17 protein-coding genes are annotated in these 19,634 nt (G+C 73.1%); 4 read left to right on the top strand and 13 right to left on the bottom strand.

Going from position 1 to position 19,634, the window contains the following annotated elements; all coding sequences use genetic code 11:
- Positions 1-4 precede the first annotated feature (4 nt).
- A complete protein-coding gene (locus ACWGE1_RS05585) occupies positions 5-2,233 on the bottom strand; it encodes a molybdopterin cofactor-binding domain-containing protein (protein ID WP_453419254.1) in 2,229 nt (742 codons plus the stop codon).
- Positions 2,234-2,718: 485 nt separating this feature from the next.
- Between ACWGE1_RS05585 and ACWGE1_RS05580 the strand changes: the two genes are divergently transcribed.
- Positions 2,719-4,140, top strand: coding sequence for a PP2C family protein-serine/threonine phosphatase (locus ACWGE1_RS05580; protein ID WP_453419253.1), 1,422 nt, complete (start codon positions 2,719-2,721; stop codon positions 4,138-4,140).
- 179 nt (positions 4,141-4,319) lie between these two features.
- Here the strand turns inward: ACWGE1_RS05580 and ACWGE1_RS05575 are convergent, their stop codons facing one another.
- Complete coding sequence (locus tag ACWGE1_RS05575) at positions 4,320-5,816, bottom strand: DNA-binding protein NsdB (protein WP_453419252.1); 1,497 nt, start codon at positions 5,814-5,816, stop codon at positions 4,320-4,322.
- Between the two features lie 230 nt (positions 5,817-6,046).
- Here ACWGE1_RS05575 and ACWGE1_RS05570 point away from each other — a divergent pair, with 230 nt between their 5' ends.
- From ACWGE1_RS05570 to kstD, 3 genes are all read left to right on the top strand, one after another.
- Complete coding sequence (locus ACWGE1_RS05570; protein WP_453419251.1) at positions 6,047-7,171, top strand: aminoglycoside phosphotransferase family protein; 1,125 nt, start codon at positions 6,047-6,049, stop codon at positions 7,169-7,171.
- Between the two features lie 164 nt (positions 7,172-7,335).
- Complete coding sequence (locus ACWGE1_RS05565) at positions 7,336-7,728, top strand: MmcQ/YjbR family DNA-binding protein (RefSeq protein WP_453419250.1); 393 nt, start codon at positions 7,336-7,338, stop codon at positions 7,726-7,728.
- A 127-nt stretch (positions 7,729-7,855) separates the two neighbouring features.
- Entirely contained in the window at positions 7,856-9,652 is a 1,797-nt protein-coding gene (gene kstD, locus ACWGE1_RS05560) for a 3-oxosteroid 1-dehydrogenase (protein WP_453419249.1), read from the top strand.
- A 31-nt stretch (positions 9,653-9,683) separates the two neighbouring features.
- Here kstD and ACWGE1_RS05555 read toward each other — a convergent pair whose 3' ends face one another.
- From ACWGE1_RS05555 to ACWGE1_RS05505, 11 genes are all read right to left on the bottom strand, one after another.
- On the bottom strand, positions 9,684-10,184 hold the full coding sequence (locus tag ACWGE1_RS05555; protein ID WP_453419248.1) for a hypothetical protein: 501 nt from the start codon (positions 10,182-10,184) through the stop codon (positions 9,684-9,686).
- Positions 10,185-10,283: 99 nt separating this feature from the next.
- The gene (locus tag ACWGE1_RS05550) at positions 10,284-11,045 is read right to left on the bottom strand and encodes a maleylpyruvate isomerase family mycothiol-dependent enzyme (RefSeq protein ID WP_453419247.1); all 762 of its coding nucleotides are present in this window, start codon (positions 11,043-11,045) and stop codon (positions 10,284-10,286) included.
- 34 nt (positions 11,046-11,079) lie between these two features.
- A complete protein-coding gene (locus ACWGE1_RS05545) occupies positions 11,080-11,553 on the bottom strand; it encodes a hypothetical protein (protein ID WP_453419246.1) in 474 nt (157 codons plus the stop codon).
- Entirely contained in the window at positions 11,448-13,982 is a 2,535-nt protein-coding gene (locus ACWGE1_RS05540) for an ATP-binding protein (RefSeq protein WP_453419245.1), read from the bottom strand. Before ACWGE1_RS05540 ends, ACWGE1_RS05545 begins: the two co-directional genes overlap by 106 nt.
- A 136-nt stretch (positions 13,983-14,118) precedes the next feature.
- A complete protein-coding gene (locus ACWGE1_RS05535) occupies positions 14,119-14,526 on the bottom strand; it encodes an ACT domain-containing protein (RefSeq protein WP_453419244.1) in 408 nt (135 codons plus the stop codon).
- A gap of 64 nt (positions 14,527-14,590) precedes the next feature.
- Entirely contained in the window at positions 14,591-15,301 is a 711-nt protein-coding gene (locus tag ACWGE1_RS05530; protein WP_453419243.1) for a hypothetical protein, read from the bottom strand.
- A gap of 59 nt (positions 15,302-15,360) precedes the next feature.
- A complete protein-coding gene (locus ACWGE1_RS05525; protein ID WP_453419242.1) occupies positions 15,361-15,819 on the bottom strand; it encodes a hypothetical protein in 459 nt (152 codons plus the stop codon).
- Between the two features lie 143 nt (positions 15,820-15,962).
- Positions 15,963-16,190, bottom strand: a complete 228-nt coding sequence (locus ACWGE1_RS05520; RefSeq protein WP_202505543.1) for a DUF397 domain-containing protein — start codon at positions 16,188-16,190, stop codon at positions 15,963-15,965.
- 145 nt (positions 16,191-16,335) lie between these two features.
- Positions 16,336-17,502 carry a thiolase domain-containing protein gene (locus ACWGE1_RS05515; protein WP_453419241.1) on the bottom strand — a complete coding sequence of 389 codons (1,167 nt, stop codon included), beginning with the start codon at positions 17,500-17,502 and terminating at the stop codon, positions 16,336-16,338.
- Positions 17,499-18,557 (bottom strand): thiolase domain-containing protein, encoded by a 1,059-nt coding sequence (locus ACWGE1_RS05510; RefSeq protein WP_453419240.1) that lies wholly within the window; start codon positions 18,555-18,557, stop codon positions 17,499-17,501. Before ACWGE1_RS05510 ends, ACWGE1_RS05515 begins: the two co-directional genes overlap by 4 nt.
- Complete coding sequence (locus ACWGE1_RS05505) at positions 18,557-19,516, bottom strand: Zn-ribbon domain-containing OB-fold protein (RefSeq protein WP_453419239.1); 960 nt, start codon at positions 19,514-19,516, stop codon at positions 18,557-18,559. The genes ACWGE1_RS05510 and ACWGE1_RS05505 overlap by 1 nt, the downstream gene beginning before the upstream one ends.
- Between the last annotated feature and the right edge of the window lie 118 nt (positions 19,517-19,634).

The raw sequence follows: 19,634 nt of genomic DNA, 5'->3' as shown, positions 1-19,634 counted from the left end.
GGGGCTAGCGGGGGTAGGGGGTGAAGTCGACGTCGAAGTCGAGGGGGAAGCTGCGCGGCTTGGAACCGGTGGCACGGGCCCAGGCGTTGGCGATCGCACCGACCGCGGCGGGCACGCCGAGCTCGCCCGCGCCCCCCGGCTCCTCACCGGTGGCCGGCAGCACGAAGACCCGTACGTCGCGCGGGGTGTCGCGCTGCTTCGCCCAGTGGAACTGGCTGTAGCTGCCCTCCAGCGGAAGCCCCTTGTCGAGGTGCAGCCCGGCGCGCAGGGTGGTGGAGATCGCGTCGGTGAGACCGCCGATCATCTGGGCCTCCAGTCCGCGCGGGTTGACCGGCAGGCCCACGTCCACGGCGATGACCGCCCTGGTGACGCGTACGTGCTCCGGGTCCCGGGTGTCGATCTCGACGAGACACGCCGTACGGGACTTGTACTCCTCGTGGAAGGCGATGCCCTGCGCGCACCCTGCCTCCATCGGCCGGCCCCAGTCGCCTTCCTGGGCCACCTTGTCGAGCACGGCGCGCTGGGCGTCGGTCTTCAGGAAGGTGCGCCGGAAGCGGTACGGGTCCCGGCCCGTCCGGGCGGCGAGTTCGTCGACCACGATCTCCTCGGCCCCGCGAGTGTTTGCGGAGTACACCGAGCGCCAGGAGCCGGTGGGGATGCCGGTGGGCACTTCGGTCAGGGCCTGGGTGGTGAGTCCGAAGTGGTACGGGGACTTCACCGTGGTGTGGAAGAGGGTCTGGGCGAGGGTGGCGTTGCCGATGCCGAGCGGCAGGTGGGCGGCGGTGGCGGTGATGATCTCGCCGAGCCCGTGCCGGAAGTCGGTCTCGGCGGCGGCGACCCGGTGCTCGAAGCTGAGCACCTCGCCCAGGAGGTGGGTGGCGCGGATCTTGTGGTGGGTCGCGGGGCGCATCCGGCCGTGGCGGGTGTCGTCCACGCGGGTCCACATGAGCCGGACCGGTCGGCGGCAGGCCTTGGAGATGCGGGCCGCCTCCAGGGCCGCGTCGAAGAAGAGCCGCCGGCCGAAGGAGCCGCCGGCCTGGACCACGTGCACGGTGACCTTGGACAGGGGAAGGCCGAGCTCGGCGGCGATGGTCTCGCGGGCCACGATCGGGGACTTGAGGCCGGACCAGATCTCGGCCCGGTCCTCGCGCACGTCGGCGATGGCGGAGTTGGTCTCCATCGGGGCGTGGCTGACGAAGGCGAAGTCGAACTCGGCGTCCACGTACGGGGTCAGCAGGGGCGGGACCAGCAACGGCGGGGTCGCGGCGCGCAGTTCGGTACGGATCCGGGCGTCGGAGAGCTGGTCGGCGGGGCCGGGGCCCCAGGTGACCTGGAGGGCGGCCTTGGCGTCGATGGCCTGTCCGAAGGTCTCGGCGACGACGGCGACGCCGGTCGGGACCGTCACCACGTGCAGGACACCGGGCATGGCCCGGACGGCGGCGAGGTTGGTGACGGTGCGGACCGTGCCGCCGAGGGTGGGCGGGCGGCGCACCACGCAGGGCTTGGCTCCGGGCACGTCCAGGTCGAGGGTGTACTGGAGGGCGCCGGTGACCATCGCGCGGGCGTCGACGCGACCGGTCGGCTTCCCCACGAGGGTGTGCCCGGCCCGCTTCTTGGGGGTGGCGCCGAGGACGACGAGGCCGGGGTCGGCGGCGGCAGCGGCGAGGGAGCCGTAGTCGGCGGTGCGGCCGTCGGGGGCGCGGACGGCGCCGCCCTCGGTGGTCAGCGACGCCGGGTTCAGGCTCCAGCGGCGGGCGGCGGCAGCGACCAGGCGGGCCCGGGCGGTGGCGGCGCACTGGCGGACGGGCCCGTAGAGGGAGCGGACGGAGTTGGAGGATCCGGTGAGCTGGTTGAAGAGCAGCTCGGGCCGCGCGTCGTCCAGCTCCACGCGCACGTCGGCGAGCGGGGCGTCGAGTTCCTCGGCGACGAGCATGGCCACCGCGGTGGTGAGGCCCTGGCCGACCTCTTCGCGGGGCAGCCGGAAGCGGATGGTGCCGTCCGCCTCGACGGCGAGCGCCAGCAGGGCGGAGGTGGGTGCGCCGGCCAGGATGAAGAGGTCGCCGAGGTCGATCACGTCGGCGATGGCCGGCAGGGAGGGCACCACGGCGTGTGCGGTCTGTGGGGCCAGCGCGTCCGCGCCGGCCCGGGTGACCAGCGCCAGGGTCGGCGCGGCCACGAGGTGGGTGAGGAAGGAACGGCGGCTCTGTCCCGCGGCGTGGTCCTGCCCGGTCATGTTGTGTGTCCCCACGCTGCGCGGGTCCGCCCTCGCAGACCTCCCCCGGCTTATTACCGGCACGTAGAGTAGCCATTCGTCGGTGCCGTGGGAAGCCCTGATTCCATCCATCACATCAGGTGACATCACTCGTTCGGGGGTATCCGAGGGGGTCGTCTTGATCCGTTCCTTACGCGATTCCCGTGACGGGCGGGGCTCGTACACCTCGGTCGTACGATCGACCCGCGGTCGCCGGACAGCCTGATTCCGGCCACTCCCGCCACACCGCCGTGACCCCGACCGGCCACTGCCGGACGCTCACCCCGAAGCCCCCCTGACCGGATTCGTTCGCACGCGGCGGACGGGTCGTCAGGCCCGAGGCATATACCAGAAGCAAGAACGTAGCGGATGTTGCCAAAGGCCTCACACACCGTCGCGCCCTGTGCAACAGTCGTTACCGGTCCTTCCTTCAGACTTGGCCGTGCCGCGCCTGTATCGGAGTTCTCATGCCGTCCCACCTGTTCGCGGACCGTCCCGCGCAGCCGCCCGAGCCGGGGTCGGTGGACGCGCTGATCTCGCAGACCCGGCGGCTGCGGGGGGAAGTCGACGCGGTTCGCCGCGACACCGTCGTGGACGACGACGACGCCCAGGGCCGCTGGCAGCGCGCACTGTGCGATCTCGCCGTCCATCACCTCGACGACCTCCGCGAGCACCTCGGTCAGCTCAAGGAGGGCCTGCCGCCGGCGCCCGAGGCCATCGAGTACCCGCAGGCGGCGCTCGAGGCCGGGCCCGAGGCCCAGACCCGCGTCGGCAGCGCCGAGTGGAACCTCCTCACGGACGAGGTCAGTTGGTCCGACGAGCTGTTCCAGATCTTCGGCCGCTCGCCCGAGTCCGGCGCGCTCCCCCTCGACGAACTGGGCTCGACCCTGTTCTCCGAGGACCAGCCGCTGCTCACCGCGTGGGTCACCGCCTGTCTGGTGGACGGCAAACCGATCGACGGCGAGTTCCGCATCGTCCGGGCCGACGGCCGGGTCCGGACCTTGCACATGAGGGGCGAGCCGGTACTCGACTCCGACGGCTGTACGGCCTCCATGTGGGCCGTGCTGCGGGACGTGAGTGAACTGCGCCGGAGCCAGCGGGCGGTGCGCGAGTCACGTGACTCGCTGCAGCGCCAGCGGGAGATCGCGCAGACCGAGCACCGGCTGGCGGTCGAGCTGCAGGAAGCCGTGCTCCCCCCGTGGCGCGGCTCCCTGCGGTTCCCGTACGGCAGCGCCGGCACGCTGGACGTGGCCGCGCACTACCTGCCCTCCGCGACCAGCGCACTGATCGGCGGCGACTGGTACGACGCACTCGAACTTCCCGACGGCTGCTCGATGCTGACGGTCGGTGACCTGACCGGGCACGGGGTCACCGCCACCTCCGGAATGGCGATGATGCTGGGCGCCCTGCGCGGCATGGCCATGGCGGGGATCGAGCCGGGCCCGCTGATGGGCTGGCTGAACCAACTCCTGGAGACCTCCGTACAGCCCGCGCTCGGCTCGGCCGTGTGCTGCCGCTACGACCCCGCGCGCCGGGTGCTGTCCTGGGCGCAGGCGGGCCACCCGGCGCCCCTGCTGTTCCGCCGCGGATCCGCGCGCGCCCTGCTGCCGCCCGAGGGCGTCCTGCTGGGCGCGACCTCCGGAGCCTCGTACGGGCAGGCCGAGGAACGGCTCGAAGTGGGCGACCTGCTGGTCCTCCACACGGACGGACTCACGCCGCGCAGCATCGAGTTCAGCCGGGCGGACGGGTCCGAGCGGCTGCTCGCGCTCGCGCCGCGGTTCTCGGCGGCGCGGTCCGCGCAGGACTGCGTGAGGATCGTGATCGAGGAGTTCGGCGAGAGCGAGCGGGAGGACGACGCCTGCGTGCTCGTCGCCCGGGTCGGCGGGTAACGGGCGCCGGCTGTACGGGCTTCAGGGCCGCGCCGGAAGGCGCGGCCTTTCTCGTCTCCGTGCAGGTCTCGTCGTGCAGGTCTCGTCTCCGTACAGGATGCCGCCAGGACGCCCTCAGGATTCCGTCCACGGCGTGCTGCCACGCGTGCCGCGGGCCGTGCGGGGCCGGCCGCGCGGGACTACACCCCCGTACCGCGCGGGCCGCGCGGCGCCGGGGTGTCGGGGAGGGCCAGCTTGATCTCCTGGCGGAGGTCCTCGATGCGCGCGTACCCGGAGTACTGGGCGGTGAGCCGGTACATCTCGCGCAGCCGGTCCCAGGTGCGGTGCGAGGAGGTCTCGTTCATCGAGACCAGGGCGAGGCGCGCGTACCGGTCGGCCTGCTCCGGCTCGTCGGCGATGAAGCAGGCCGAGGCCATGGAGATGTAGTCGAAGATCTGCGAGCGCTGGTAGCCCTCGCCGCGCAGCCGCAGGGCCTCCTTGGCGTGGCGCGCGGCGATCGGCGCCGCCGCGGCGTCGTGGTCCGCCAGGGTGCGGTAGGCGAGGGCCTGCATGCCGTGCAGGTCCGCCTCGTCGAAGTGCTGCATCCAGCTCGGCGGCGGCACGTCACCCTTGTCGGAGACGAACAGTTCCTCCGCCTCGCCCAGAGTGCGGCGCATGGCCTGGCCCTTGCCCATGGCGGCCTGGGCCCATGCCTCGATGGTGTGCAGCATGGCCCGCGTGCGCGGCAGGGTCTGCTCGCCCGAGCCGGACTGGGCGAGCTTCATCAGGTCCAGGGCCTCGTTCGGCTTGCCGAGGTGGACCATCTGGCGGGCGGCGCGGGACAGCGCCTCGCCCGCGCGCGGACGGTCGCCCCCTTCGCGGGCCGCGTGCGCGGCGATGACGAAGTACTTCTGCGCGGTGGGTTCGAGGCCCACGTCGTGGGACATCCAGCCGGCCAGGACCGCCAGGTTGGCCGCCACCCCCCACAGCCGCCGCTGGAGGTGGTCGGGGTGGTGGTAGGCGAGCATTCCGCCCACCTCGTTGAGCTGGCCGACGACGGCCTTGCGCTGGAGCCCTCCCCCTCTGGAGGCGTCCCAGGCCCGGAACACCTCGACGGAGCGCTCCAGGGCCTCGATCTCCTGGGAGCCGATCGGGGCGGCCTCGTAGCGGTCGTAGCCCGCTGGGTCGGCCTGGAAGGAATCCCCGAAGTTCCGGGCCTCCTTGGCCAGGGCGGGGTCGGTGTGCAGCCAGTCGTACATGGCGTTGCTGAGGGCGGAGCCGGCGGTGAGCACCGCTCCCGCGCCCATCAGACCGCGACGGTTGAGCATGAGGTCCATTCCCGTGAATTCGGTGAGGACCGCGGCTGTGCGTTCGGGCGCCCACGGCATTCCGTCGGGGTTCTCTCGAGCCCCGTCCGGCTGCCGTCTGGAGGTGCGCCGCTGCCGTACGAACCCGAGGTCCTCGATGGTCACGACACGACCGAGCCGCTCGGTGAACAGTGCTGCCAGTACCGTGGGCACCGGTTCGCGGGGGGCCTCCCCCATGTCGATCCAGCGCCGCACCCGCGAGGTGTCGGTGGCCAGCTGCGGGTGGCCCATGGCCGCCGCCTGCCGGTTCACCATCCTCGCCAGTTCGCCCTTCGACCAGCCGGCCAGGCCGAACAGGTCGTTCAAGCGGGTGTTTGGACCTTTGCTCACGTCAAGCCCCCAGGTTCTCGGCTGAGTTGACAGTAGCCCGCCGTCAGATGCCCAGCGACTATTCGCCAGGCTTCGCCAGGGCACGCCCGATGGTTCGCCACCTTGCGCCGGGTGTCAGGTAGGAATGCGCCTCCCCGACCCGGTCACCGGCGGAACTCCCCAGGGTGAAGCACGGGATCCGGCGGGGCGGCGTACGCAACTCGTCGGCGCACGAAGGGATCCGTATCACCATGTACGCAGCAACGTCCTCCGTGTCCGCACCGGTCCGGTCGCACCGCACGCTCCCGGCGGGAGGCGGTTCCTACCTCGAACCCGGCCGCCCGTCGGTTCCGGCGCAGGGCGCCGTCCGGGCGCGCCGGATGCCGAGTACCGGATCACTGCCCGTCAGCGGAAGAATCGATCTCTCGGGGCCGCAGGGGGCGCAGCTGCGCACCGCGCTCGCCTCGGTGCAGCGGATCTGTCCGGAGTTCGCCCCGGTGCAGGTGCTGCGGCGCAGCGGCCGCTCGGTCCTGCTGGTGGGCACCACCGGACGGATGACCGCCGTCGCGAAGGTTTTACTGGATCACTCGCCCGAGTGGCGTGAGCGGTACCGGCACGAAATAGCGGCATACCGGGCCTTCGTCCGGCACCGCCCGCCGGTCCGGGTGCCGCGGCTGATCGCCGCGGACCCCGAGAACTGCACGCTGGTGGTGGAGCGGATGGCGGGCCGGGTCGCGGCACTGCAGCGGCACCCGGTGGAGGCGCCGGCACGGGTGGACCTCCGGGCGGCCCTGGGCGCGGTGTGCCGGGTCAACCAGTGGAGGCCACCGGCGGAGTTGTTCGGCACCCCGATGAACTACGCGCGGCGGATCGCCCGGGACTACGAGCTGGGCCTGCTGACCGACCGGGACCTCGGGGACCTGCAGAAGCTGCTGCACGGCGTGAAGCTGTCGGGCACGGCACTGCAGTTCAACCACGGCGACGCCCTGCTGTCGAACCTGCTGCTGTCGCCGGCCGGTCCGGTCCTGCTCGACTGGGAGCACGCCGGCTGGTACCTGCCGGGCTACGACCTGGCCACGCTGTGGACGGTGCTGGGCGACGCCCCGGCCGCCCGCGCCCAGATCAGCCGGCTCGCCCAGTCGGCCGGTCCGGCCGCGCGGGACGCCTTCCTGGTCAATCTGATGCTGGTACTGACCCGGGAGATCCGGATGTCCGAGACGGCGGTGCAGCGCTCGATGCTGGCGACCGCCCCGACCCAGCCGCTGCCGGTGGGCGCCCTGTCCTCCGGTGAGGAGCAGCGGCTGCTGCTCCGCCGCCTGCACGACGATGCGGGCATGGCGCGCCGAGCGGTCCGTGCGGCGGTCGGCACGCGCTGACCGTCCCCCGTACGCGAAGTCCCGTGGCCCCACCGCCACGGGACTTCGCTCGTTCACGGGTGCACAGGCGCCAGGGGTGCGGGTGGTACCCGCACGGCGCGGTCTTGCCCCGCGTGTTCCTCCGGGCTCCGTTAGCGTGGGGAAAGGATCGACGGGAGGCGCTGATGAAGTCCGGAGTGCGCAAGTGGGAGGCGGTGCGGGAGTTCGCCCTCGGCCTTCCGGAGGCCGTGGAGGATCACCCGTGGGGGCCCGAGGACTGCGTGGTGAAGGTGAACAAGAAGATCTTCGTCTTCCTGGGGAACACCGACGGGCCCGGGCAGCCCGGGCTGTCCGTCAAGCTCAAGGACGAGGCGCTGCACGGGCACGCGATGACCGCGCCGGGGGCGGAGCCCACCGGGTACGGTCTGGGCCGGTCCGGCTGGGTGTCCCTCCCGCTGGCCGAGAAGGGGTCGCCCTCCGTGCAGGTGCTGTGCGAATGGGTGGAGGAGAGCTATCGCACCGTGGCCCTCAAACGGCACGTGAAGGAGCTGGACGCCCGGATCCGGGCGGAGGGCTGAGCGCTCGCTGCGGTGCCCGGGGCGCCGGATGCCTTGACATCACATGATCCCCCGAACACCTTTTCTGACTCAGCATCAGACATGCTGGAGGCATTTCCCCTCCTCCCCACATCGCTGGAGCCTGCCCATGTCCGCAAGCGCTTCACGCACCTCCCCCGCCGCCACCCTCCCGTCCAGACGCGGGGTCCTCGCCGGTACGGGGGCCGGGGTGCTCGCCGCCACCGTGCTGCCCTCCGCCGGGGCCCGTGCCGACAGCGCCCAGGACGGACCACCGCTCGGCGAGTACGACGTCGTCGTGGTCGGGTCCGGGGCCGCCGGGATGACCGCCGCGCTCACCGCCGCCGGGCGGGGGCTGAGCGTGCTGGTGGTCGAGAAGGCCCCGACCTTCGGCGGGTCGGCCGCCCGGTCCGGGGCCGGCATCTGGCTGCCCAACAATTCGGTGATCCTGGGCGCGGGGGTGCCGGACACCCCGCAGAAGGCGGCGACGTACCTCGCGGCCGTCGTCGGGCCGGGGGTGCCCGCCGACCGGCAGGCCGCCTTCCTCGCCAACGGGCCCCGGATGCTGGACTTCGTGATGGCCGGCAGCCCGCTGAGGTTCCGCTTCATGGAGGGCTACAGCGACTACTACCCCAACCTGCCGGGCGGTCTGCCGAACGGCCGCTCCATCGAGCCGGACCAGATCGACGGGAACGTCCTGGGCGCCGAACTGGCCCGTCTGAACCCGGCGTACATGCCGGTCCCGGCCGGAATGGTGGTCTTCAGCCAGGACTACAAGTGGCTGAACCTGGCGGCGGTGAGCGCCAAGGGGCTCGCCGTGTCCACCGAGTGTCTGGCGCGCGGCACCAGGGCGGCGCTGCGCGGCGAGAAGCCGCTGACGATGGGCCAGGCCCTGGCGGCCGGGCTGCGCGCCGGGCTCCAGCGGGCCGGGGTGCCGGTGTGGCTGAACAGCCCGCTGGTGGACCTGGTCCAGGAGGGCGGCGCCGTCACCGGCGTGGTGGTGGACAAGGAGGGCGTGCGGGGCGTCGTGCGGGCCAGGCGCGGGGTGATCATCGGTTCGGGCGGTTTCGAGCACAACGCTGCGATGCGGGCGCAGTACCAGCAACAGCCGATCGGCACCCAGTGGTCGGTGGGTGCGAAGGAGAACACCGGCGACGGGATCCGGGCGGGGCAGCGGGCCGGGGCCTCGCTGGCTCTGATGGACGACGCGTGGTGGGGGCCGTCGATCCCGCTGCCCGGGGAGCCGTACTTCTGCCTCGCCGAACGGACCCTGCCGGGCGGGCTGATCGTGAACGCGAACGGCGCGCGGTTCGTCAACGAGGCGGCGCCGTACAGCGATGTGGTGCACGTGATGTACGAGAGGGACCGGGGTGCGGTCGGCTCGCACATTCCGGCGTGGCTGATCGTGGACCAGAACTACCGCAACAAGTACCTGTTCAAGGACATCCTGCCGACGCTTCCCTTCCCCGATGCGTGGTACCAGGCGGGCGCGGCGAAGAAGGCGTGGACCTGGGACGCGCTGGCGGGTCAGATCGGGGTCCCGGCGGGTGCGCTGCGGGCGACGCTGGGGCGGTTCAACGCGCAGGCGTGGAGCGGCAACGACGCCGACTTCCACCGGGGTGACACGGCGTACGACCACTACTACACGGACCCGAACGTGCACCCGAACTCGTGTCTGGCACCCGTCTGGGCCCCGCCGTTCTACGCGTTCAAGATCGTGCCGGGGGATCTCGGTACGAAGGGCGGCATCGTGACGGACGCACGGGCGCGGGCGCTGCGGCCGGACGGCTCGGTGATCCCGGGCCTGTACGCGGCCGGCAACGCGAGCGCGGCGGTGATGGGCCACAGCTACGCGGGGGCCGGATCGACGATCGGCCCCGCGATGACGTTCGGCTACGTGGCGGCGAACGCCATCGCGGACGCGTGAGGCCTGCGCCCGCGCCGGCGTCCGGAGACGATCAGCCCTGCTGGAAGAGCTCGGCGGGGAGCGGCTTCAGGAGCGCGTAGAGGTCGTCGGTGATCGGGCGGTCCCAGCTGGCGATGGTGACCAGCACGTTGTCGCTGCGGTCGAACTGGACGCAGGAGATGCGGGACTCCGACAGCTTGATCTTCCGGACGATGAGGAGGTTGTCGCCCTGCATGACGGGGCAGTCCTCGACGCCGGTGACCTCGACGTCCTCGTCGTTCTCCAGTGCGTCGAGGAGCTGGGCCACCTCGAAGGGGATCTGGCCGTCGGAGAGGTCCCGGGCCGGTGAGCCCTCGGGGAGGTTTCCGATGATCATCGCGGGGCCGCGTCCGCCGAACAGGTCGTAGCGGAGGAAGACACCCTGGCAGCTGCCGTCGGGCGCGGGCAGCAACCCGGCCCCGAGATTGCCCGGCCAGTCCCCCGGGTCCATGGCCAGGACATCGAAGTCCGGGCCGGCGGGTGTGGCGGCGCGGTGGCGGCGGAGGAAGGACATGCGGCCATGGTACGTGGCCGCGCGGGTTTTCCGGCCCGGGGGCCCGCATCCGGGCCGGGGCCGGACCCGCCCGCAGGCCCGGCCCGCAGGCCCGGCCCGTCAGACCGGCGGGACGAGGGTGAACCAGTGCGGGAGCAGGGCCGCGTCGCCCGTGACGCGCAGGGCGCCGGGCGGGAGGCGACGCCAGAGGAAGAGGGCGAGGTCGCAGGCCCGGCCCGCGGCCTCGACGTCCACCGGAGCGGTGGAACCGGGCTCCAGCAGGACCTGGTCCCCCGAAAAGAGGACCGTCCAGGATTCCGGACCGTCGGTACGCCGGAAGCGGTACCTCTCCCCCGCACCCGGCGGTGCCTGCTGCCAGCTGCGGCGGGCCGGGGCCATCACCTCGATGGTCTGGGTCACGGCGTCCGCGGCTACGGCCGGGTCGAGGGGGCCCGGGGTGCCGGTCGCCGATTCGGCGTCCCAGCGGTGGACGGTCAGCTCGATCAGCTGCATCCGCATCCAGAATCCCGAGGTCTGCTCCGCCGACCACGTCAGGACGGTCGTGTCCGGCCCCAGCTCGCCGAAGAGCTCCGCCAGCTCCCGGGCGCCCTGCACGAACCAGTCGGTCAGCGCGTCGGGGCCGTCCGGAACCTCGGGGAGGGCGAGGTCGGCGGGGTCGGGCGGGGCCGTGAGCCGTTCGCGCAGCACGTGCGCGAGGGAGCGGTGCACACCGCCCAGGTGCCGGACGAGGTCGGTGACCGACCAGCCGGGGCACGAGGGAACCGCCGGCCCCGGCTCGCCGAGGTCGAAGCCCCGGCGCACCGCCTTCTCGAACGCCGCCGTCTCGGCCCGGAAGGCGGAGAGTCTGTCGAGGTGATCCATACGGTTCACCCTTCCCGGCGGGCGGCCTCTCCGATCACGTTGAGCTACGGGCGAACGCCTCCAGCGCCGCAGGCAGACCGGGCCGGTCGGTGCCCAGCTTGCGGCAGGCGGCGGACAGATCCCAGTCCGGCCCGGATCCGTCCGGCCCGGGGAGCGTTCGCGGGGCCCGTACCGACTCCCGTACGGGCTCCCGGGCGGCAGCCGCGCCGGAGCCGGATGCGGCCGGGTCCCCGCCGGCCGGTACGGCCCGCGCCGACCGCGCCGCCCGTTCCGCCGCCCGCAGCTCCTCCCCCGTCGGCTCGTCCTTCCACGACGACTTGCACGGCAGGTCACCGGCGCCCAGTCCCAGCAGGACCTCGGTCGCCCGCGCCACCAGCCAGTCCGCACCGCATTCCCGGGCCGTCACGACAGCCCGCCGCAGCAGCTCCGCGTCCTGCAGTTCCGCGCCCAGGGCGGCCAGCGCGCGGGCCAGCTCGTACCCGGCCGGGGAGGCGCACAGCAGGGCCACGGCCTCCCGCAGCAGCGGTACCCGCTCCGCCCCGCCGCCACCCGCAGGGCCTGGCCGATGCCCGACGCGGCGCCGAAGGCGCGGGCCCGCCGGACGGCGTCGTCGGCCAGTGCGCGGGCCCGCTCCGGATCGTCCGCGGCCACCGCCCGGGCCAGGTGCAGCTGCCACGGGCACCACGTCGGATTCTGGATTCCGCGCGGGGTCAGCCGCCGGTCGACCGCCTCCAGTTCCGCGACGGCCGCCTGCACCTCGCCCCGGGACAGGAGCAGTTCGGCGTACACGGTCTGCGAGTCGGGGAAGACCACGGCCGCCGGGAAGGGGCTGCCGTACTCGTGTTCCCGTGCCAGCTCCCAGGCCTCTTCGGGCCGGCCCCGCGCGAGCAGGGTCGTGAGGAGGATCGCTATGGCGTACCAGTGCACGGGCGTGCGCCGGCCCACCCGTTCCGCGAGCCGCAGCCCGGCCCGTGCCAGTTCCTCGGCCTCCACGAGCCGTCCGCGCCGGTAGCGGACGTAGGCCCGCAGGCTGTAGGCGAAGGAGAGGTGCGCCCCGCGCCAGCCGTGCCGCTCGAACTCGGCGGTGCCCGCCTCGAACAGTTCCTCGGCGCGTCCGGGCCGGTCGGTGTACATGTGGGCCATCGCGACCAGGACCGGGACCTCGAAGCCGCGGTCCTCGTGGGCCCAGCTGAAGGGCCGCTCCAGCACCCGTCCGGCATGGTGCAGCACCACGTCGACCGACTCGCCCCGCAGGCAGGCGTCCCAGGCGCGCAGCCCGATGATGTACCGCTCGGTGAGGTCGCGCCCGGTCAGCCGGTCGGCGAGGCGGGTCAGGCGCCGGGAGCGGGCCGGGGAGTCGGTCTCGGCGGCGTTGAAGGCGTCCCACATGAACTGCTCGGACTGCAGGCGCAGCCGGGCGCGTACGTCCTGGGTGTACGGAATCTCCCGCGCGAGCGATTCCGAGGCCTCGGCGAGCCGGTCGCTGTGCGCGAGGACCTGGGCGAGCCGGATCACGATGCCCTGGCGCAGGGCCGGGTCGTCGGAGGGCTCGGCGAGGGCGGCCCGCAGGTGGTTGACGGTGTTGGCGGGCTCGGTGAGCAGGGATGCGCAGCCCAGTTCGTACAGGACGGCGGCGCGTTCGTCGAAGTCGGGGGGTTCCAGGAGCGCGCGGGCGAGCTGGCGGCGGGCGGCCTCGGGGGCGCCGGCCCGGAGGTTCTCCCCGGCGGCCTCGCGCAGGGTGCGCACCACCCAGGGGTCGTTCTCGGGGTGGGTCTCCAGCAGGTGGCGGGCGGCTGCGGAGGCGCCCAGTCCGGCGTCCACGACGGCTGCCGCGGCCTTGCCGTGCAGGGCGACGCGGAGCGCGTCGGGGATGGCGCGGTAGATCGCGGTGGCGATGAGCGGGTGGACGAACTCCAGCCCGGCGTCCGGTTCCTCGGCTGCGGCCGCCGAGAGGATGCGGGCGTCCCGCAGCCGCCTGGTGGCGTCCAGGGCCTCCTCGGCGCCGAGGGCGGCGACCCGGGCTGCGATGTCCTGCGGGATGGCGGTGCCGAGGACGGCGCAGGCCCAGGCGAAGCGGACGGTGGAGGGCCCGAGGCGTTCGAGGCGGGCGACGAGGCCGCTGCCGCGCTGGGCGGCGGCGAGGTCGCGCAGCTGCGGGGCGTTCGCCTCGACCGGAGGCAGTCCCTTGCCCCGGACCTTGGCGGTGAGTTCGACGGCCTCGAAGGGATTGCCGGTGGTGACGGCCCAGGCCTCCTGGCAGAAGGCGTCGTCGGCGTGCGCGCCGACGGCCTCGCGGACCAGGGTGGCGACGGCGGCCGGGGTGAGCGGGGCGAGGGGCAGCGGTCGCTGTCCCGCCCGGCCGGGCAGCGTACGGAACGCTTCGGCGTGCGCGGGCAGTTCGTCGGGGCGGTAGGCGACGACGAGGAGCAGCGGGAGGTGTTCGGCGCGCGGGGCGAAGGCGGCGAGCCAGCCGAGGGACTCGGGGTCGGCCCAGTGGGCGTCGTCGAGGACGAGGACGACGGGGGCGCGCTTGACGACGAGGTGGGTGAGGACCCAGTCGAGTCCGTCGCGCAGGCCCTGGGGGTCGGGCGGGACGCCCTGTTCGGGGGCGCAGAGTCCGAGGGCCGGGCCGACGATGGAGTACCAGCCACCGAGGGCCGCGCGCAGCTCCTGCTCGGAGGTGCCGGCCAGCTGTGGCTGGATGAGCTGGCGGGCGACGTGGAAGGGCTGGCTCTGCTCCTGTTCGCCGCCCCGGGCGGCGAGGACGGTGCAGGAGCGGGCGTGGGCCCGGCGGCGCAGTTCGGCGAGAAGGGTGGTCTTGCCGAGGCCGGCGGGGCCGGAGAAGGCGAGCAGCGCGCCGCCTGCGTCGGGCCCGGGACCGGTGAGCTGGTCCAGGGCCTCGTCGACGATGGAGAGTTCGGCATCGCGTTCGACCATCGTGCGCCGTGTGCGGGTCCGGCGGTCCGTCATGGCTGGTACCCCCCAGGCCTGTTCGGGGGTTCAGCGTACGCCCGCGCGCAGCGCGGGGGATCCCAGTGCGGAAAAGAATCCGATCTTCTTTATTCGGCGGGGATCAGCCCTGTGCGGAGCGGGTCGCAAGGGCTTCCAGGACGGCCACGGCCTCGGCGGCCCGGTCGGCCGCCACGAAGAGGTGGTCGTGGTGGTATCCGGCGATGACGTTGCAGCTCAGACCGTGTGCGCCGAGCTCGGCGGCGAAGGCCGCGGTGAGCCCGACGGCGTCGAGGGCGGAGTGGATCCGCAGGGTGATCCAGCCGGCGGTGTAGTCGTAGGCGAGGCCGGCCGCGTCGGCGTCCTCCTGGCGCAGCACCAGGGTGAGGCCCTCGGGTTCGAGGACGGTGGCGACCGGGGAGGTCCCGGCGGGGACGGTGGTCCCGGCGACGGTGCAGAAGACGTACCGCCCTTCGTTCAGTACGGGCCGCATCCCGCTCAGCAGTTTCCGCAGGTCCTGCTCTCCGCTCATGCGGCCACCCTACCCATCGCCCCCGCTGCGCCCGGTTCGGGTGCGTGCGTGCGGGGTGTCCGGCTCATGCGAGAGCCTCGGGGTGGTGTGCGGAGTGGCCCCACACCTCCGCCATTTCTTTGCGGTCGCCGGCCGCCAGACGCGCCGCGAGGCGATCCGCCTCGGCCGCCGGGTCCCCGTCACCGACGTCCAGGGTCACCCCGAGCTGCAGCCACGGCCGGCCCTCCCGATCCGCTTCCGCATCGGGGTGGACGAGTACCAGGTCCAGACGGCTCCGCGCGGCCGGGTCGGTCCGGACCGCGTCCACTTCGCACTCCCACCGTCGCGACCAGGCGGCGTCCTCCCGGAGCCGCTGTGCCAGCAGGCCCGCCACCCTCCGGGCCGGCCATTCCCAGGCGTGGTCCTGATCCGCCCGGAGGACCTCGGCCGCGTACTGCGCGGCGTCGAACCGGAACTCCGGCAGATCCGCATTGCCGCCGGCCGGGTTGCGCCAGCCGTCCCAGACGACCTCGTCGCCCTCCCGGCGCACCGTCACGTACAGCGCCCCGCAGCAGATCTCCGTGCAGGGGATCCGCGCCAGCCGTACCTCGTGGGGCCCGTCCTCGGTGGCTGCGATGCCGCCCGGCCCCAGCACGACCCACGGGTCCTCTCCCGCCCACGCCGTCCACAGCTCCGCCAGGACGTCGCGCCCGTCGGCCACCGGCCGGACCTGCACCCATCCCGCCTCCGGCACCACGATCCGCAGCTCCAGTTCCTGCCGCCGTCGCCCACTCATCGCGATCCTCCCGCTACGTCCGGCTTCCCAATTACGCACCTGCGCCAGCCGCTTGCGCATCACGCGTCCTCGTAGAGCCGCCGGTGCCACCACGGGCGCGGTCTCCCCCGCCGGTCCGTGGTGGCGGCGTCCCGGTCGAACGCCGTCCGCCTGCGGAACTCCGCGTCCAGGGGCCGCAGTACGCGACCCAGCGCGCGCCGGGCGCCGGGCGGCAGCGCCCGGTACGCGTCGGCCAGCTCGTCCCGTACCACGGCGACGTCGTCGAGCTCGCACAGCGGAGCCGGGCAGACGGCAGCGGTCAGCCGAAGGTGGGGCCCGGGGGTCCGCAGGAACGCGCGGTAGCGTCGCAGCAGGTCTCCGAGCGGGTAGCAGCGGCCGGTGGCCGTCCAGTGGACCTCCGCGCTCGCGGAGGGCGACAGCCGGTCCACGGGCGGCAGTTCGCGCGCCCAGGCGGACGGCCGCCGACCGGCGTGGGTTCCTCGTACGGCGCGCAGCGCGCCGGGCCGTCTACGCGGCATCGCCCTTTCGGCGGATGATCGTCACGGGCCCATCCTGCCGGAGGGCGCGGCGGAGAGCAAAGGAATTCGGCGGCCCACCGGGGCGGCGGCTCCGCGCCCGGTGGTGCGCCATGTGCGGGACACCGTGGTTCGGTTCCCCATCCCTAGGTCAGGTCGAACTCACCGCCCCGCGCGTTCAGCACGAACTTGTGCCACTCGTCCGGCGAGAAGATCAGTGAAGGGCTCTCGGGACGCTCGCTGTTGCGCATCGCGATGAAGCCCTCGACGAAGGCGATCTGGACGTCGCCCACCCCCCGGCTGCTCGACTGCCAGTCGGCCTCGGTGAGATCGAGGTCCGGCTTCCCCCAGCCAGCGAGGGGCTGTGAAGTCATGCTCTCGGCCACGTGCGTGCTCCTCCCGGTACGTCGTCCGGGGGCAAGGTTAACCACCGCGGCGGGTGCCGGACAGGCCACGGTGAGTCACCCGTGGCCGGTCCGGCTCCCCGGCCGGCCCCTCCGTCGTCGGCCGGGCCTGTGATCAGGAGGTCGGTTCCTCGGCCCCCACCAGCCACATCGCAAAGAACTGCGCGCCGCCGCCGTACGCGTGCCCGAGCGCCCTGCGGGCTCCCGGAACCTGGTGCTCCCCGGCCTGGCCGCGGACCTGGAGGGCCGCCTCCGCGAAGCGGATCATGCCGGAGGCGCCGATCGGGTTGGTGGAGAGCACCCCGCCCGACGGGTTGACCGGGAGGTCCCCGTCGATCTCGGTGACCCCGGCCTCGGTGAGCTTCCAGCCCTCGCCCTCCGCCGCGAAGCCGAGGTTCTCCAGCCACATCGGCTCGTACCAGGAGAACGGCACGTACATCTCGACCGCGTCGATCTCCCGGCGCGGGTCGGTGATTCCGGCCTGGCGGTAGACATCGGCCGCGCAGTCCTTCCCGGCCTGCGGCGAGACGAAGTCCTTGCCCGCGAAGAGGGTGGGCTCGCTGCGCATCGCCCCGCCGTGCACCCAGGCGGCCGGTTTCGGCGAACGGGCCGCGCCCGCCCGGTCGGTGAGGATCATCGCGCACGCACCGTCCGAGGAGGGGCAGGTCTCCGAGTAGCGGATCGGGTCCCACAGCATCGGCGAGGCCTGGACCTTCTCCAGGGTGATGTCGTGCTCGTGCAGGTGCGCGTACGGGTTCTTCAGTGCGTTGCGCCGGTCCTTGTACGCCACCAGCGAGCCCACCGTGTCCGGCGCGCCGGTGCGCCGCATGTACGCGCGCACGTGCGGGGCGAAGAATCCGCCCGCTCCGGCGAGCAGCGGCTGCTGGAAGGGGACCGGGAGCGACAGGCCCCACATGGCGTTGGATTCGGACTGCTTCTCGAAGGCGAGGGTGAGGACCGTGCGGTGGACGCGGGCGGCCACCAGGTTCGAGGCGACCAGGGCGGTGGACCCGCCGACCGAACCGGCCGTGTGGACGCGGAGCATGGGTTTGCCGACCGCGCCGAGGGCGTCCGCCAGGTACAGCTCGGGCATCATCACCCCCTCGAAGAAGTCGGGGGCCTTGCCGATGACGACGGCGTCGATGTCCGCCCAGGTCAGCCCGGCGTCGGCGAGGGCACGTGCCGCGGCCTCGCGGACCAGTCCGGCGATGGACACGTCGTGGCGGGCCGCCACGTGCTTGGTCTGACCGATCCCGACGATGGCCACGGGCTCTTTACTCACCTTGCGTCCCCTTCCAGGACGGCGACCAGGTTCTGCTGGAGGCAGGGGCCGGAGGTGGCGTGGGCGACGGCCCGGTTCGACTGACCGCGGTGGATCCGGGCGGCCGCCTCGCCGATGCGGATCAGACCGGCGGCCATCATCGGATTGGCGGCGAGCGCCCCGCCGGAGGGGTTGACGGCCACGTCGTCGGCCAGCCCGAGGGCCTTGCGCAGCACGACCTCCTGGGAGGAGAACGGCGCGTGCAGTTCCGCCGTGTCCACGGGGGCTTCGAAGACTCCCGCGCGTTCGGCGGCGATCCGGGTGGACGGGGAGTCGGTGAGGTCGCGCAGGCCCAGGCTGTGGGCCTCGATGCGGTGGTCGATGCCCGTGATCCAGGCGGGGCGTTCGCACAGCTGCCGCGCCAGGTCGCCCGCCGCGAGGACGACGGCGGCCACGCCGTCGCCGACGGGCGGGCAGTCTCCGGTGCGCAGCGGCCGGACCTGGTAGTCGCCCTGCGGGAGGTCTCCGCTGAGCTGGGCGTGCGGGTTGGCCCCGGCCGCGGCCCGGCTGCGTGCTCCGATGGCGGCCAGGGCGGGCTCGTCGGTCTCGCCCGCGTCGATCAGGGCCTGGGCCTGGAGGGCGGCCAGGGCCACCGAGTCGGGCCAGAGCGGGGCGACGTAGTACGGATCGAGCTGGCGGGTGAGGACGTCGCGTACGGATCCGGGCGAGGACTTCCCGTACGAATAGACGAGCGCGGTGTCAGCCTCGCCGGTCTGGATCTTGACCCAGGCCTCGTAGAGGGCCCAGGCGCCGTCCATCTCGACGTGCGACTCGGAGATCGGCGGCCAGGCGCCGACCCCGTCGAGGGTCATGGTGAAGGAGAAGGCCCGGCCGGCCAGGTAGTCGCTGGAGCCGGAGCAGGTGAAGCCGATCTCGCCGGCCTTCAGGCCGGTGGCGGCCAGCACCTGGTGGAGGACCGGCATGACCATCTCGACTTCGCTGAGCTCGTCGGTGCGGCGCAGGTGGTCGCTCTGCGCGAAGGCGACCACCGCGACCTCGCGGGCGTATCGGGCCATCAGATGAGCTCCTTGTACGCGTCGTAGTCCGCGTCCGGTTCGCCGGTGGGGCGGTAGTGGTCGGGGTAGCGGCCGCCCTCGGTCCATACGGGCTCGACGCGCAGCCCCATGCGGACCTGGTCGTAGGGGATGCCGCCGATCCGGCCGTGGAGGGCGAGGCCGGCGCCGTCGAGGGCGATGTGGGCGTAGACGTAGGGGACCTCGATGTCGAGGTTCCTGGCCTTGATGTTGACGATGCAGTAGGTGGTGACCGTGCCGGCCGGGCCGACCTCGACCTGGTCGGTGGTGGCCACCCCGCAGGTGGGGCAGGCGCCGCGCGGCGGGACGTACACCTTGTGGCAGGAGGGGCAGCGCTCGCCGACGGTCCGCCGCTCGGAGAGGGCGTTGATGTACGCGGTCTGGGCGCGGCCGGGGCTGTAGACGTAGTCGAGGCGGGCCTCGGCGACGATGCCGGTGACGGCGTCCTCGAAGAGCCCGTCGTGGGGGACGGGTTCCCCGCCCCCGGGGCCGTCGTACGGTTCGAAGCAGGCGATGTCGGTGATGGCGCCGGTGCGTTCGGCCGCCCAGCGGACGCGTACGCGCATCCCGGTGCGGACGGTGTCGGGTCCGGGCGCGTCGAGGGCGTGCAGCAGGGCGGTGTCCGCGCCGTCGAGCTTGACCAGCACCCAGGCGAAGGGGGTGTCCAGGGGCTGCTGGGGGCGGGGAACGCCGTTCCACGCCCAGGTGGTGACGGTGCCGGTGTCGGCGACCTCGACGAGCTCGCGGATCTCTTCGGCGGTGACGGGGTCGTACTCGACGGGCGGGACCATCACCTTGCCGTCGGAGGTCTTCACGCCGAGGAGGGTTCGCTCGCGCAGACCGGTGAGGAAGGCGCTCTGAACGGGCCCGAGGGACCGGGTGAAGGGGAACTCGACGATGAGGGGCGCGCGGAGCACCTCCGGTGGGGAGGCAGCTGTCATGGCGGTTCTCCGATGCGATCGATTCCGGTACGAGCGGGACCCGGCTCCTGCCGGGGATCTTGCAGCCCCGATGGCGCTTCTTCAGCCCCGCCGGCGTTTGAGGCGCGGGGGTCCGGGG

The organism is Streptomyces sp. NPDC054932, from assembly GCF_053610205.1.
The sequence above is the reverse complement of the archived record's forward strand: the minus strand, read 5'-3'. Positions and strand labels throughout refer to the sequence as shown.

Coding starts and splice junctions, on each gene's coding strand:
- ACWGE1_RS05535 (WP_453419244.1), bottom strand. CDS start 14,526: ATGAGCGGAGAGCAGGACCTGCGGAAACTGCTGAGCGGGATGCGGCCC.
- ACWGE1_RS05510 (WP_453419240.1), bottom strand. CDS start 18,557: ATGGCCCGATACGCCCGCGAGGTCGCGGTGGTCGCCTTCGCGCAGAGC.
- ACWGE1_RS05505 (WP_453419239.1), bottom strand. CDS start 19,516: ATGACAGCTGCCTCCCCACCGGAGGTGCTCCGCGCGCCCCTCATCGTC.
- kstD (WP_453419249.1), top strand. CDS start 7,856: ATGTCCGCAAGCGCTTCACGCACCTCCCCCGCCGCCACCCTCCCGTCC.
- ACWGE1_RS05580 (WP_453419253.1), top strand. CDS start 2,719: ATGCCGTCCCACCTGTTCGCGGACCGTCCCGCGCAGCCGCCCGAGCCG.
- ACWGE1_RS05555 (WP_453419248.1), bottom strand. CDS start 10,184: ATGTCCTTCCTCCGCCGCCACCGCGCCGCCACACCCGCCGGCCCGGAC.
- ACWGE1_RS05565 (WP_453419250.1), top strand. CDS start 7,336: ATGAAGTCCGGAGTGCGCAAGTGGGAGGCGGTGCGGGAGTTCGCCCTC.
- ACWGE1_RS05520 (WP_202505543.1), bottom strand. CDS start 16,190: ATGACTTCACAGCCCCTCGCTGGCTGGGGGAAGCCGGACCTCGATCTC.
- ACWGE1_RS05525 (WP_453419242.1), bottom strand. CDS start 15,819: ATGCCGCGTAGACGGCCCGGCGCGCTGCGCGCCGTACGAGGAACCCAC.
- ACWGE1_RS05550 (WP_453419247.1), bottom strand. CDS start 11,045: ATGGATCACCTCGACAGACTCTCCGCCTTCCGGGCCGAGACGGCGGCG.
- ACWGE1_RS05585 (WP_453419254.1), bottom strand. CDS start 2,233: ATGACCGGGCAGGACCACGCCGCGGGACAGAGCCGCCGTTCCTTCCTC.
- ACWGE1_RS05530 (WP_453419243.1), bottom strand. CDS start 15,301: ATGAGTGGGCGACGGCGGCAGGAACTGGAGCTGCGGATCGTGGTGCCG.
- ACWGE1_RS05570 (WP_453419251.1), top strand. CDS start 6,047: ATGTACGCAGCAACGTCCTCCGTGTCCGCACCGGTCCGGTCGCACCGC.
- ACWGE1_RS05540 (WP_453419245.1), bottom strand. CDS start 13,982: ATGGTCGAACGCGATGCCGAACTCTCCATCGTCGACGAGGCCCTGGAC.